We start from the raw sequence: 13378 nt of genomic DNA on the forward strand, positions 1-13378 counted from the left end.
ATGCGAATTCCCTGCCAAGGTTGACCCAGGGGTCCGGAAAAGGTTTAAGGGGGCGGCGAGGCTGGGGAAAATCAGCTCTTCGGGAAGGGCTGGAGGGCGGTGCCGGAGGGGCGGTTGGCGGGGTTCTCCCGGCCCAGCTGGAGGAGCTGGGGGAGGAGGGCCATCCAGGGCACCGACCAGCATTCCGAGGATCCGGGCTCGAGGTCCTCCCGCGCCTCCAGGCGGTCGGGATGGAAGACCAGCTGGAAGTTCCGGCCGCCGGGCAGGGGCAGGTAGCTGATGTTCGCCGTGGCGGGGTGAATGAGGGTGATCACCCGCTGGTCGTCGGACAGGATCCAGAGCAGCCCCTCCAGGGCCGGGCGGAAGTCCAGGTCCTTCACGGGCAGGGCCCCGATGCCCTGGGTGAGCAGGGAGCGGCCGGAAAATCGGATCAGGCCGAAGGACTCGACGCGCACCCCTCCGTCGCGCCAGACCTGGAGGGGACGCCCCGGCAGGCCGGTCCGCAGGAGGATCATGCCCCGGCCGTCGATGACCCGGATGGTGCCGTCGGGCGTGATGCGGGCCTGGATGGGCGCGCCGACGGGGATGGGCTCCAGGCGGGGCGGGACGGGCAGGGGCCCGCGGTCCCCGGCCTTCCAGGGCAGGGCCGCCGCGGCGTCCCAGGGGAGCTTGCCGGGGGCCTGGGCGCCCAGGAGGGTGGCGCTCAGGAAGAAGGGGACCAGCCGCACAGGGCCTCCAGGTTGCCGGTGGTGATCTCGGCCAGGCGTTCCGGCGCCAGGCCCCGCAGGGCCGCCACCTGGGCGGCGACATAGGTGACGTAGGCCGGTTCGTTGGCCTTGCCCCGGAAGGGCGCCGGCGCCAGGTAGGGGGCGTCGGTCTCCACCAGGATGCGGTCCAGGGGCGCCCAGCCCGCCACCTCGCGGATGGCCTGGGCGTTCTTGAAGGTGACGATGCCCGAGAAGCTCAGGTGGAAGCCCAGGTCCAGGGCGTCCCGGGCGAAGGCCAGGTCCTCGCTGAAGCAGTGGATGATGCCGCGCGCGGCGCCCTCCTCGCGCAGGATGCGGATCGTGGCCTCCGGCGCCTCGCGGGTGTGGATCATGAGGGGCTTGCCCAGGCGCTTCGCGATCCGGATCTGGGCCCGGAAGACCGCCTCCTGGGTGTCGCGGGGGCTCAGGTCGTAGTGCCAGTCCAGGCCCGTCTCCCCCACGAAGAGGGCCTCGGGGCCGGCCAGCAGGCCTTCCAGGGCGTCCCCGGTGAGGGCGTCCCAGGTGCGGGCGTCGTGGGGGTGGACGCCCAGGGAGGCCCGCACCTGGGGGGCCCTGCGCGTCAGGGCCAGCACCAGCCGGGAGTCGTCCAGGTTGCAGCCCACGGCGACCAGGCCGTCCACGCCGGCGGCCCGCGCCCGGTCCAGCACGGCCTCCAGTTGATCCTCTCCCAGGTAGCTGCCGGTGAGGTGGCAGTGGGAATCCACGAGCATAATGACCTCTCCGGACTCCATGTTGCCATGCCCGGGGGGCGAAAGACCGGATACGCTCTATTCATGCGCCCCCTCACCACCATCCTCATCGTGGACGACGAGCCCGGGATCCGCCGTTCGCTGGGAGAGTCCCTGGCCGAGGAGGGCTACGGGGTCCTCAAGGCCGAGCGCGGGGAACAGGCCCTGGATCTGCTCGCCCAGGCCGACGGGGAAGGCATCCATCTGATGCTGCTCGACGTGTGGCTCCCGGGCATGGACGGCCTGGAGACCCTCAAGCAGGCCAAGGCCGCCCGGTCCGACCTGCCCGTGATCATGATCTCCGGCCACGGCAACATCGACACCGCCATGCAGGCCACGAAGCTGGGCGCCTTCGACTTCCTGGAGAAGCCCATCGACCTGGACCGGCTCCTGCTGGTGGTGGCCAACGCCCTCAAGCAGCGCAGCCTGGAGGCCGAGAACCTGCGGCTCCACCAGGAGGTGGACCAGGACCGGTTCTTCATGGCGGAGAGCCCGGCCATGCGCAGGCTCCTCTCCGACGTGGAGCTGGTGGCCCCCACCGAGGGGCGCGTGCTGCTCATGGGCGAGAACGGCAGCGGCAAGGAGGAGGTGGCCCGGCTCCTGCACGACCGCAGCCCCAGGGCCAACGCCCCCTTCGTGGAGGTCAACTGCGCGGCCATCCCCGAGGAGCTGATCGAGTCCGAGCTCTTCGGCCACGTGAAGGGCGCCTTCACGGGCGCCGTGCGGGACCAGAAGGGCAAGTTCAAGGAGGCCCACCTGGGCACGCTCTTCCTGGACGAGGTGGGCGACATGTCCCTCAAGACCCAGGCCAAGGTGCTCCGCGCCCTGCAGGAGGGCCGCATCGAGCCCGTGGGCGGCGGCGGGGCCGTGAGCGTGGACGTGCGCATCATCGCCGCCACCAACAAGGACCTGCCCGAGGAGATCAAGGCCGGGCGCTTCCGCGAGGACCTGTACTTCCGCCTCGCCGTGGTGCCGCTGCGGGTTCCGCCCCTGCGGGAGCGCGCCGAGGAGCTCATCCAGCTGGCCGAGGCCTTCATCCAGCACATCGCCCGCAAGTACGGGCGCCCCCCCAGGCGCCTCTCCGCGGACGCCAGGGACACCCTGCTGCGCCACGACTGGCCCGGCAACGTGCGCGAGCTGAAGAACCTCATGGAGCGCGCCGTGATCCTCTGCCGGGGCGCCGAGATCACCACCCGCGACCTGGGCGCCCTGGCGGTGCGCCACCTCACCGAGCCCGACCCCTTCTCCTTCCCCGAGTTCCAGAGCCTCAAGGACGCCCGCGACTGGTTCGAGGGCGCCTACATCCAGCGGGAACTCAAGCTCCAGAACGGCAACATGACGCGCGTGGCCGAACGGCTCGGCCTGGACCGCTCCAACCTGTACAAGCGCCTGAAGGCCCTGGGCATCGAGGCGAGAGACTCCTGATGGAACGGGTCTGGATGAAGATCGGCGAGGCCGCCAGGCGCATCGGAGTGAGTCCCAAGGACCTCCGGTACTGGGAGATGATCATTCCCGAGATCCAGCCCCGGCGCAGCCGCGGCAACCTGCGCTACTACCACGTGGACGAGCTGGACCGCCTCCAGCGCATCCACGGGTGGCTGCAGGAAGGCCTCACCGTCAGCGACTGCCGGGAGCTGCTGCTCACGGGGCACCTGGCCCGCGGGCTGGACCTGGGGCTGGAGGGCGAGGCGCCGGCGCCTGCCGCAGCGGCGAAACCCGCCCGGAAGCCCCATGTCCAAACCGCCCCGCGGGCGCCCGAGCTCGCCAAAGTGCGTGCGGCGCTCAAACGCCTCCTGACCCAGCTGTCGGGCGGGGATTTCATCTCGGATAAATAAAGTTATTTAATTGTTTACAGCCATTGCGTCCTGAAAACGACGTTCATGATTTTCAATGAGATGTTTCATGGTAATCATTATTTTTCGGCATTAAGGTGCTTCTCACGTTCATGGAGGCGGTGGGATGCTGAGATCCTTCAATATGGCGCTAGGTCTGGCCCTGGCTTTGACGTGTCAGGCCGGTGTCGCGCGTATGGTCATTCCGACTCCTGGCGGGATTGCCCATCCGATTGATTCCGACCCGTGCGCGGGATTGACGGGTGATGCCTACGAGCGTTGTTGCCAGCGGATCATGGAAGGAAGCAGCTCTTCCGGAGGGGCTGGTTCGTCGAACTGCAAATGCCCTGGAGGGGTCTCGGTCTGCACCTATTCGGATCCCACGGGGCGTAGGACTGCTATTGGCTGTGGCCCCGCGGACAGGAGCGGGAATTGCTTCTTTTATGAATGCGATAAGGCCACAGGCTATACGATGCAAGCGCTTGGAAAAGGCAACTGCAAAATGGGCTGTAATCCACCCGGTTGATTATAGAAGGAATTGGGTTAATTTTGAAGAGATTAAGCATTGTTGCATTTCTCTTTTTGGGGACACAACTGCATTTTGCTCATTCGCAGGAACCCCGCATCGACCAAACGACCCGTTGGACCCAGGATTTTCAGATCCAGGCCAACGTCGACAGGATCATCCGGATTGATCGGGTCTCTGGCAGGGAAACGGTTCTGAAAACACCTCCAGGTACGATTTGGACAACCTATGGTGAAGGCAGGTGGTGGGCTCTCGAGTCCACCCTTAAGTATTCAGAGTCCAATAATTTGCCTGGCGATGGAGGATTGCGGTCGAAGGAAATGCCTTCCCAAAAAATAGGTTCTTCACGGATTTCCGGGGAAGGCCGCACGGATCTTGAGGAAGAAGTAGGCCTCATCCCGGTACCCATAGGCGATCCGCTTCAGGACCTTGATCTTGTTGTTGATCTCCTCCAGGATGCTGGTGTTCAGGTGCCACCGGCAGTGCGAGAGGATGTCCTCGATCCGCTTGGCCAGGTTTTTCGCAAAACGTACCAAAGGCGGCAGGCCGCTTGAGGTGGCCATGGCCAGCCAGTTCTCCCAGGCCTTCCGGGCCCAGCCCTCTCGCTTAAAGCCCCACAGGGCCTTAAGGGCGTCCTTCATGACGTAGGCCGTCATGAGGGCTTGGTTCGCCTCCAGGAGCGCGTTGAGCCTGGTCTTGCTCTCCCGGTTGGGCAGGTTCTCCCAGTTGCCCAGCAGGAGCCACTTGGCCCCCTTGATGAGTTCCCGGGCGGCCTTGTCGTCCCGGCACCGATTGGCCTCGTTGACCCGGATTCGGTCGAGCACCTGCTTTCCGAAATTGGCCAGGACATGGAACTGGTCCAGGACGATCTCGGCATTGGGGCAGTGTTGGCGGACCTCCGCTTCGAAAGTGGGGGACATGTCCATGGCCACCGCCGCGATCTTGCGGCACCGCCGCTTGCCGAGCCATTCGAAGAAGGGCCTGATATCCGCCTTGCCCCGGCCTTTGCCCACCCAAAGCACTTGGCGGGTTTCGGTATCGACGAACACCGTGGCGTAGCTCTGCCCCTTATGGAGGGCGAACTCGTCCATCATGAGCAGCCGGACCTTGCCTGGTCTGGCTGGCTCCAGCGTGCGCTCCAGATAGGCCTTGTCGATGTCCTTCACTGTGCCCCAGTGGAGGCCATAATGCTCGGCAACCCGCTTGATGGGCATGACCTTGCACATGCGGGCCACACTCTCGGCCATGCGGTTGGTGACCCGTGCATAGGGTTCCAGCCAGTCCAGAGCCTCCAGCTTGGGTCCGCAGGCAGGGCAGGCCACCCGGGCACGCCAGACCACCAACACGGTATCCGCGTCGAACACGGGCAGGTCCCGGATCTCTCGCTGGGACCAGTCGTGCACCGCTGAAACCTTGCGCTGGCAGCCGCTGCAGGTCCGAGGGTGGACACCGAAGCCGAGCAACTCGATCCAGACCTGGGTGCGGGTACCCTTCTCCCCCGGTTCGAACCTTTCCACGGTTCCGACGCGATGCCCTTTCCATCCGCCCAAACGGGCAATAAGCTCCTTGGTAGGCAGCAGCGGCCTCCTCTCATCCTGGTTTCTCGACAACTCCAAGATGCCTGAAGTCCACTGCTGCCGACCTGTTACCCGATGAATCCGGCAATCTCGATCGAAGGGCCTATCGCCGAGGCGCCGAGGAGCCGAGGATCGCCGAGGAATAAAAAGAAGATCTTTTCTCGGCGAACCTCGGCCCCTCGGCGCCTCGGCGATAAGCTTTTCGTTTCAACTTACCTGGATGACGGGCTCAGAACGGCCCCTATCGACCGGACCCGGCCTCCTCGTCAGCACCAAGCTAAAGTGAGTGTGGGTCGGCGCCACCCCTCAAATCCGTGAAGAACCAAAAAATATGGGTATCAAACGACCTTTCCCGATGGGAGGCGTACGGAAGCCTGCTCGGAGCCAACGATTCCGGGGCAAGCATACTGGTCCCATTAAGCGATAATTCCATTTTCCTGGCCAAGCGATTCGGAATGCATTTTTTGCAGGAGGGATATTCTCCGTTTTACATCGTAAAATCATCTGATGACGGTAGTCTGCATGCTTCCGCGAATGTCGATCTGGATATCGGGCCCATGTATTCGAAAAAAGCATGGACCACGAAGGATGGAACCGATTTCGACAACTTGATATGCAACCCAAGATACCAAATTTGCAAGAACATGCTGTTCGAGCTGCCTTCCACGCTTTTTCAGTTCGATGATGGATTCCTTTTCCTGTCGAAGCAAATGGGCGTTGCCTGGTGCTTTGACCGCACGGGACGCTTGAAGAGCCGACTGCAGCTGTTCGGCCTCATGGTCGACGACGACTTTGCGAGGATTTTCACCTTCGAGCGCGCGATTGTGAATTGCCAATTGACCCCCGACCAGACCATTCTCGTCGCGGCCCGAACCAAGGAGGCCGTTTGGTTCAATCAGCACTTTTTCCCCTCCATGCCCACCAGCGTGGAAGGAGACCCTGTGCCGCCAGAGGTGCGAGCGTTGAACGAGGGCCGAGGCAACGACCTGAACCCAAATCTGGAATGGTTCGAATTGGATCCAGGCAAGGGAAGGATCCGCGGTATCGCCCCGCCGTTCGGCGCTCCGACCACGATCCGTGAACTTCCTGAATCGTCCGCGCCCTGGTTCACGTTCGCCAGGGACGGCTCGGCCCGGTTCCGGGGACGGGCTGAGTTATAATTCTTGTATATCATGGGCTTCCCTGGCGCTAGGTAAAACCACGGACCCCTGGAAATCGGCCCTGCGGTCCGTCCTCATCGACATCAACGGCAACCGCGATTTCGCCGTTCAGCTCAACGGGTCCTCAGAGAGGCCCGGCACTCCCGTGGACCGGGTGTCCGTGATCTACAGCCGCACGCTCAGCCCGTCCCTGGACTACGCAACGGCCGGCGCCGGCATCCACCCGGGACAAAAAGCGAGGGCGGACTGGGGTAGTCCGCCCTCTTTTACTGTTTTTGGTCGGCGCGAGAAGATTCGAACTTCCGACCCCTACCACCCCAAGGTAGTGCGCTACCAGGCTGCGCCACGCGCCGTGAACTAACGAGTCTAGTACGTTTGTCCGCCGAGGTCAAGCATCGTTCTCCCCGGATACACTGGTGGCATGAAAGAGCGCCTGATTCTCATAACAAACGACGACGGATGCTGGGCGCCGGGCCTCGCGGCCCTGGGGCGGGTGGCCTCGCGCTTCGGGCGGGTCGTGGCGGTGGCCCCCGACCGGAACCGTTCCGCCGTCTCCAGCGCCATGAGCCTGAACGACATCCTGCGCCTGCACGACCTGGGCGGGGATCGGTACGCCTGCACCGGGACGCCCGTGGACTGCGTGCTGGTGGGCATCCGCGCCGTGCTCAAGCGCGAGCCGGACTGGGTGCTCTCGGGCATCAACCACGGCTTCAACCTGGGCGAGGACGTCTTCTACTCCGGCACCGTGGGCGCGGCCTTCGAGGGCTGCCAGCAGGGGGCCCGGTCCGTGGCCTTCTCCATCGACCCCCAGGGCGACCTGGCCCAGGCCGAGACCTGGGCGGGGCGCTTCCTGGAGCGCTGGGAGGCCATGGAGCTTCCCGCGAACCGGATCTGGAACGTGAACCTGCCCAAGGGGGAGCCCCTGGGGTTCCGCCTCTGCGGCCAGGACACGCGCAAGTACCACGACCTTGTGGAGGAGCGCCTGGACCCCCGCAGGACGCCCTATTTCTGGATCGGCGGGGAGCTGGGCCCCACCTACTCCCAGGGGCCCGGCAGCGACGCCGAGGCGGCCCTGGCGGGCTACGTCAGCGTGACCCCCCTGCGGCTGGACCTGGCCTGCCCCGAGGTCATGGGGCGGAGGACCGACTTCGACCTCACCTTCAACGGCGGCCTTCCGTGAAGGCCGGCTTCCACGCCCATGGACGCGTCCAGGGGGTGGGCTACCGGTGGTTCGTGATCCAGGCCGCGCAGGAGCTGGGCCTGGCCGGCTGGGTGCGCAACGAACCCGACGGCACGGTCTCCGGGGAGGCGGGGGGGGACCTGTCCCGCCTGGAGGCCCTGAAGGATCGCCTGGAGGCGGGTCCCCCCTCGGCACGCGTTTCCCGGCTGGACTGGTGGGTGGTGGAGGGTGGACAATCACTTCCCCACCCATTCGAGGTCCGGCGCTAAGCGAGGTACCATGAATTTCAAATTGTCAGTTCTGGATGTTCCCGATTTCCCCATGGCCGGGGTCCTGTACAAGGACATCACCCCCCTGTTCAACGACGCCGCAGCTTTCGCCCGCGCCATCGACGCCATGGCCGAGCCGGTCATGTCCCTCCAGCCCACCCACGTCCTGGGCCTGGAATCCCGCGGATTCATCTTCGGGTCCGCCCTGGCCCACAAGCTCGGCCTGGGCTTCGTGCCCGCCCGCCGGCCCGGGAAGCTGCCCCGCCCCACCTATTCCGAGGCCTACGCGTCCTCCTGCGGTCACGACGGCCTGGAGATCCACCAGGACGCCTTCCACCCCGGCGACCGCGTGCTGATCGTGGACGACGTCCTGGCGACGGGCGCCACGGCCCTGGCGGCCCGGCACATCGTGGAGCGCACCGGGGCGCACCCCGTGGCGCTCACGCTCTTCATCGAGATGGTGGCGATGGCGGGACGGGAGAAGCTGAAGGGAATGCCGGTGTTCAGCGTGCTGAGGTACTGACCCGCCTGGACGCGTGGCGATCTCGCGGAGAAAAGCCCGTGTCGATTTGAATCTCAGGACTTCGCGGATGAGGTACGTGCCGGGTGGTCCTGGATCCACTGTTTCAGGGCCTCGTCCATGCGGGTCTGCCAGCCAGGGCCGCTGGCGCGGAAATAGTCCAGAACTTCGGGGCTGTAGCGCATGGACAGGAGCGTCTTCGTGGGCGCCTTCTGGGGACCCCTCCCTTTCAAACCGCCTTCCCGGCGGGCCTTGAGGATCTCCGGATGCGTTTCGGAAACGGGCCTCAGCCTGGCGAGCATTTCTTCCGAAAGCGGCGGGCTGTCCACGGAATCCCAGTCTTCCTGAGAGATGTGGTCAGGTCGTGCCCTTGGTTTCCTCATGCGCCCTCCTTTCCCGGGGATTGGATTTCCGGAGGCTGATGACCCTGCAGGATTCATCTCGCCGCGTGTAGATCAGCGTGTGAAGCCGGTCGCCGATGAATCCGATGGCGATCCAGCGCGGCTCACCGTAGTCGTTGCGGCAATCCTCCGCCTGCAGGGCTGTTTCCCAGCGGAACCCGAAGACCTCTTCGAAATCCACCCGGTGCTTTTCAATGTTCGCCTGGTTCGTGGCATCGTCCCATTCGTACCACAAAATATAATGTAGCTACAAATTGGAACGAGTCAAGACTCCTAGGCGCTCACCAGCGTCTTCAGCCCGTCCCTGAACAGCACGTCCACCTTGCGTCCGGTGCGCTTCTGCACGCGGCCCAGGCCGAAGCTGGGGTGGTCCATCCACATGCCCTCCTCCCAGCGGTGGGAGACGGCGTAGGGGATGGAGGTCGTGCCGGCGTGCTCCTCGAGCATCAGCTCGTGGAAGCGCGAGGGGGAGGTGGCGCTGCGGGGGGAGGCGGTGCGGGTGGCGACCGTGGCCCGGGGGGGGCGCGCCGCGGGAGCGGGGCGTTCGGCGCGGAACTTGTGCACGGACTTGCAGGTCGAGCAGATGAGCTTCTCCGGCACGCCATCCGTTATGGACATGATCATGTGCCGGGTTTCCCCTTTGCATCTCCCACAAGGGGCATCAACTTCCTGGCCGGCGTAGTACGATTTCATCATCCCCCCAGTTTGCCGGAATTGTCCGGCCAAGGGAAACCTCAAGCGAGCTCGGATGCCCGTCTTCACGTCAGCATGCCCCAGAAACTGTTACAGCACGTGCAGTCTTAGGGTCACGGTGGAAAAAGGGAAGGTCACGGCCATCGATGCCCACCCGGGCAACCGGGCCACTCCGGAGGGGCCCTGCCTCAAGGGCCTGAGCTACCTGGAGCGGGTCGAACCCGCCTCTCGCTTGCTCGCTCCCATGCTTCGCGGAACGGACGGCGGCTTCGCTCCCGTCTCCTGGGACGCGGCCCTGGACCTCATGGCGGAGCGGTTCCTGGACATCCGGGAGCGCTTCGGCCCCCAGGCGGTGATGTACTACGCCGGCAGCGGCACCAAGGGACTGCTCAACGGCAACTCCATGGCCTTCTGGCGGCGCTTCGGGGGGTGCACCACCACCTACGGCGACCTGTGCTGGCCCGCGGGCCTCGAGGCCACCCGCCTCACGCTGGGGGACAACCGCCACAACGCCCCCTGGGACCTGGCCAACGCGGCCCTCATCGTCATGTGGGGCAAGAACGCCGCGGAGACCAACGTCCACCAGATGCGGTTCGTGGACCAGGCCCTGGCCGCGGGCGGCAGGCTCGTGGTCATCGATCCCCGGCGCACGCCGACGGCGGAGCGCGCCGCGCTCCTGGTGCAGCCCCGCCCCGGCACCGACGCGGCCCTGGCCCTGGCCCTGGCCCACGTGCTCATCCGGGACGGCCTGGCGGACCGCGCCTTCATCGACGCCCACGTGCTGGGCTTCGAGGCCTACGCGCGCGCCGTCGAAGCCTGGACCCCTCAGCGCTGCGAAGGCGTCACCGGCGTGCCCGCGGGGGAGGTGGAGGCCCTGGCCCGGGAGCTGGGCACCACGAGGCCGCTGACCATCTGCGCGGGCTTCGGCATGCAGCGCTACACCAACTCGGGCCAGACCATGCGGGCCATCCTCGCCCTGCTGGCCATCACCGGCAACCTGGGCAGGCCCGGCGCCGGCTGGGTCTACGCGAACCTGCAATCGGACGTGTTCAGCGCCGTGAAGGACCCCCTGGACTTCTTCCCGCCCGAAAGGCCCGACGGCGTGGCCCGGGTGTCGCTCTCCACGGCCCGCCTGGGCCGGGACATGGCCGCGCAGGCCGGCCCGCCCCTCAAGGCCGCGTGGGTGGAGCGGGGCAATCCCGTGAGCCAGAACCCCGACACCGCGCGGGTGCGCGAGGCCTTCCGCGCCCTGGAGTTCCGGGTGGTGGTGGACGAGCGCCTCACGGACACCGCCCGGGAGGCGGACCTGGTGCTGCCCGCCAAGAGCCTCTTCGAGCAGACCGACGTCATCGGCGCCTACTGGCATCCCTACCTCCAGATCCGCCCGAAGCTGCTGGAGCCCCCCGGGGAGGTGAAGCCCGAGTCCGAGATCCTCTGGCACCTGGCCCTCCGCATGGGACTGGCCACCGACGGCCTCGTCGCCCCCGGGGGCGAGGAGGCCTGGCTGGAGGCGAAACTGGGCCGCTTTCCCGGCCTGACCCTCGAGGCCCTCAGGGAGGGCCCCGTCCTGGCCCCGGGCTGCGAGGAGGTGGCCTTCGCCGACCTGGCCTTCCCCACGCCCTCCGGGCGCATCGAGCTGCTGTCGGAGGAGGCCGCGCGCCGCTGGAGCGTGGACCCCCTGCCGGGCCACTCCGCGCCTCTGGAATCCAGCCCCGGCGCCTACCCCCTCACGCTCCTCACCCCCAATCACAAGAACAGCATCCACAGCCAGTTCGTGACCCTCTCCTGCCTGCGGGATCCGGGTCCGCGCCTCCACCTGGGGCCCGGGGACGCCGCGGCCCGGGGCATCCGCCAGGGCGACCGCGTGCGGGTCTTCAACGCCAGGGGCGAGCTGTTCCTGCCCGCGAACCTCGACCTGAGCCTCCTGCCGGGCTGCGTCGTGGCCTTCAACGGCTACGGAGCCGAGCACGGGGGATCGGTGAACCTCCTGTCCCTGGGGCGGGAGACCGACATGGCCCACGGCGCGGCCTTCCACGACAACCTCGTGGACGTGGAGAAGGCGCCATGAGCGCCCGGCGCTTCCTCTTCCACGCCGAACGCTGCACGGGATGCGAAGCCTGCGTCCTGGGCTGCTGGATGGAGAACCGCGCCGCCCAGACGCTGCCCTGGCGCACCGTGCACACCTCCAATCCCCACCGGCGCCCGGACCTGCCCGTCTTCCACCTGTCCCTGGCCTGCCACCACTGCGACGACCCCGCCTGCCTGGAGAACTGCCCCGCGGACGCCTACGCCAAGGACCCCGCCACGGGCGCCGTGACCCTGCGCCAGGAGGCCTGCATGGGCTGCCGCTACTGCACCTGGGCCTGCCCGCATGACGCGCCGAAGTTCAGCCCGGCCGCCGGCACCGTGGAGAAGTGCACCTTCTGCCCGGACCGCGAGGAACCCGCCTGCGTGGCGAGGTGCCCCGTGGAGGCCCTGGAGATGGAGCCCCGGGCGCAGGCCGGGCCCGCGCCCTTCGGCCTCCCGGGCTGGGACCTGGGGCCCGGCATCCGCATCACGGGGGAACCCGCCGCGCCGCGCTTCGCGGCCCCGCCCCCCGCGGCCGGAGTCCTGGAGGGCCTCCTGCGCGTGCCGGAACCGAAGATCACCCTGCGCGGGGAATGGACCCTCGTGGCCTTCACGACGATCCTGGCCGTGCTCACGGCCCGCATGGCCGCGGGCGGGCCCTTCCCCCATCCCTGGCCCTACCTGGCCGCGGGCGGCGCATCCATGGCCCTCAGCGCGCTCCACCTGGGCCGGCCGGAGCGCGCCTGGCGGGCAGCCCTCAACCTGCGGAGCTCCTGGCTGAGCCGGGAAATCGCGCTGGCCTCGCTGTTCCTGGCCCTGTGCGCCGCCGTCTTCCTGGGCCTCGCCCCGGCGTGGGCCGCGGCCGCGGCGGGCTTCGCGGCGCTTTTCGCGGTGGACCGGGTCTACCGCGTGGCCTTGAAGGTGCCGCCCTTCAACCTCCACAGCGGCCACGCGCTGCTCAACGGCGTCTACCTGGCGGCGGTGCTCGCGGGGAACGCGCCCCTGGCCGTGGCCGCCGGCGCCCTCAAGGCCCTTCTCTACGGATGGCGCAAGGCCCACTTCGCCCGGCGGGGACGGGGCCTGAGGCCCCTCGTGAGCCTGGCGCGGGTGGCGGCGGGCTTCGTGCTGCCTGGGCTCGTCCCGGCGCCCTGGGCGGCCCTGGCCGTCGTCCTGGGCGACTTGGTGGACCGTTGCGAGTACTACGACGAACTGGAGATCCCCTCGCCCGGGGCCGCCCTCAGCAGGTCCTGGAGCTTCGGGAACGCCCGCAGGAGCAGGTTGCGGATCTCCGGGGGCAGCGAGGCGAATAGCTCCTGAAGGGTCAGGCTGGACGGATCGTCCTCCTCGCCCTTTTTCCCGTGCCTGCCGGTGTCGCCGGTCATGATCCTGCGCAGGACCTCCTTGAGGGCCTCCACCTCCCGGCGGTGGGGGCCCGGCGTGCCGGTGCTGGGCGCGGTCTCCGCGGGATAGTCCACGACACCGCAGGAAAGGCACGCGAGGATGTGGAAGAGTTCCTGGAGGGCCTTCTCCTCGTCGGCGGGGTCGGGCGCGGTCGTGGCCGCGGCCAGGACTTCCGCGAATCCGGGGCTTGGCTGGGGGGCCGCCGGGGCGGGAAAGGCGGGGTTGGCGAAGGCTTGGAGGGGCTGGGTAAACATGGC

At 67.1% G+C, this 13378-nt stretch carries 15 protein-coding genes and 1 tRNA gene; 8 read left to right on the plus strand and 8 right to left on the minus strand.

The window, feature by feature from the left end:
- Window positions 1-71: 71 nt before the first annotated feature.
- Both ACZ5MC_RS05045 and ACZ5MC_RS05050 read right to left on the minus strand, forming a co-directional pair.
- On the minus strand, window positions 72-728 hold the full coding sequence (locus ACZ5MC_RS05045) for a hypothetical protein (RefSeq protein ID WP_464517185.1): 657 nt from the start codon (window positions 726-728) through the stop codon (window positions 72-74).
- The gene (locus ACZ5MC_RS05050) at window positions 704-1477 is read right to left on the minus strand and encodes a TatD family hydrolase (RefSeq protein WP_306599234.1); all 774 of its coding nucleotides are present in this window, start codon (window positions 1475-1477) and stop codon (window positions 704-706) included. Before ACZ5MC_RS05050 ends, ACZ5MC_RS05045 begins: the two co-directional genes overlap by 25 nt.
- A gap of 63 nt (window positions 1478-1540) precedes the next feature.
- Here ACZ5MC_RS05050 and ACZ5MC_RS05055 point away from each other — a divergent pair, with 63 nt between their 5' ends.
- Together ACZ5MC_RS05055 and ACZ5MC_RS05060 are read left to right on the plus strand one after the other, a co-directional pair.
- Window positions 1541-2920 carry a sigma-54-dependent transcriptional regulator gene (locus ACZ5MC_RS05055; RefSeq protein ID WP_306599235.1) on the plus strand — a complete coding sequence of 460 codons (1380 nt, stop codon included), beginning with the start codon at window positions 1541-1543 and terminating at the stop codon, window positions 2918-2920.
- Entirely contained in the window at window positions 2920-3330 is a 411-nt protein-coding gene (locus tag ACZ5MC_RS05060; protein ID WP_306599236.1) for a helix-turn-helix domain-containing protein, read from the plus strand. The genes ACZ5MC_RS05055 and ACZ5MC_RS05060 overlap by 1 nt, the downstream gene beginning before the upstream one ends.
- A gap of 867 nt (window positions 3331-4197) precedes the next feature.
- Here the strand turns inward: ACZ5MC_RS05060 and ACZ5MC_RS05065 are convergent.
- Window positions 4198-5430 (minus strand): ISL3 family transposase, encoded by a 1233-nt coding sequence (locus ACZ5MC_RS05065; RefSeq protein WP_464517776.1) that lies wholly within the window; start codon window positions 5428-5430, stop codon window positions 4198-4200.
- 314 nt (window positions 5431-5744) lie between these two features.
- On the opposite strand from ACZ5MC_RS05065, the gene ACZ5MC_RS05070 reads away from it, so the two are divergent.
- Window positions 5745-6590 (plus strand): hypothetical protein, encoded by an 846-nt coding sequence (locus tag ACZ5MC_RS05070; protein ID WP_464517186.1) that lies wholly within the window; start codon window positions 5745-5747, stop codon window positions 6588-6590.
- 276 nt (window positions 6591-6866) lie between these two features.
- Here the strand turns inward: ACZ5MC_RS05070 and ACZ5MC_RS05075 are convergent.
- Window positions 6867-6943, minus strand: a tRNA-Pro gene (locus ACZ5MC_RS05075).
- Between the two features lie 68 nt (window positions 6944-7011).
- On the opposite strand from ACZ5MC_RS05075, the gene surE reads away from it, so the two are divergent.
- Genes surE through ACZ5MC_RS05090 form a run of 3 tightly spaced genes read left to right on the plus strand, consistent with a single transcriptional unit; the run spans window position 7012 to window position 8562 of the window.
- Entirely contained in the window at window positions 7012-7770 is a 759-nt protein-coding gene (gene surE, locus ACZ5MC_RS05080) for a 5'/3'-nucleotidase SurE (protein WP_306599238.1), read from the plus strand.
- Window positions 7767-8039, plus strand: a complete 273-nt coding sequence (locus ACZ5MC_RS05085) for an acylphosphatase (protein ID WP_306599239.1) — start codon at window positions 7767-7769, stop codon at window positions 8037-8039. The genes surE and ACZ5MC_RS05085 overlap by 4 nt, the downstream gene beginning before the upstream one ends.
- A 10-nt stretch (window positions 8040-8049) precedes the next feature.
- Window positions 8050-8562: an adenine phosphoribosyltransferase gene (locus tag ACZ5MC_RS05090; protein ID WP_464517187.1), complete on the plus strand. Its 513-nt coding sequence runs from the start codon at window positions 8050-8052 to the stop codon at window positions 8560-8562.
- Between the two features lie 53 nt (window positions 8563-8615).
- On the opposite strand, the gene ACZ5MC_RS05095 is transcribed toward ACZ5MC_RS05090, so the two are convergent.
- The 3 genes from ACZ5MC_RS05095 to ACZ5MC_RS05105 are packed head-to-tail and all read right to left on the minus strand — an operon-like array spanning window position 8616 to window position 9584.
- Window positions 8616-8942 (minus strand): BrnA antitoxin family protein, encoded by a 327-nt coding sequence (locus ACZ5MC_RS05095; RefSeq protein ID WP_373432533.1) that lies wholly within the window; start codon window positions 8940-8942, stop codon window positions 8616-8618.
- Window positions 8917-9195, minus strand: coding sequence for a BrnT family toxin (locus ACZ5MC_RS05100; RefSeq protein WP_464517188.1), 279 nt, complete (start codon window positions 9193-9195; stop codon window positions 8917-8919). Before ACZ5MC_RS05100 ends, ACZ5MC_RS05095 begins: the two co-directional genes overlap by 26 nt.
- Window positions 9196-9233: 38 nt before the next feature.
- Entirely contained in the window at window positions 9234-9584 is a 351-nt protein-coding gene (locus tag ACZ5MC_RS05105; protein WP_306599243.1) for a hypothetical protein, read from the minus strand.
- 124 nt (window positions 9585-9708) lie between these two features.
- Here ACZ5MC_RS05105 and ACZ5MC_RS05110 point away from each other — a divergent pair, with 124 nt between their 5' ends.
- A complete protein-coding gene (locus tag ACZ5MC_RS05110) occupies window positions 9709-11721 on the plus strand; it encodes a molybdopterin-containing oxidoreductase family protein (protein WP_306599244.1) in 2013 nt (670 codons plus the stop codon).
- Window positions 11718-13037 carry a 4Fe-4S dicluster domain-containing protein gene (locus ACZ5MC_RS05115; RefSeq protein WP_464517189.1) on the plus strand — a complete coding sequence of 440 codons (1320 nt, stop codon included), beginning with the start codon at window positions 11718-11720 and terminating at the stop codon, window positions 13035-13037. Before ACZ5MC_RS05110 ends, ACZ5MC_RS05115 begins: the two co-directional genes overlap by 4 nt.
- On the opposite strand, the gene ACZ5MC_RS05120 is transcribed toward ACZ5MC_RS05115, so the two are convergent.
- Complete coding sequence (locus ACZ5MC_RS05120; protein ID WP_464517190.1) at window positions 12920-13375, minus strand: hypothetical protein; 456 nt, start codon at window positions 13373-13375, stop codon at window positions 12920-12922. The genes ACZ5MC_RS05115 and ACZ5MC_RS05120 overlap by 118 nt on opposite strands.
- Window positions 13376-13378 lie beyond the last annotated feature (3 nt).

This window comes from Mesoterricola sp. JemC181, from assembly GCF_055384585.1.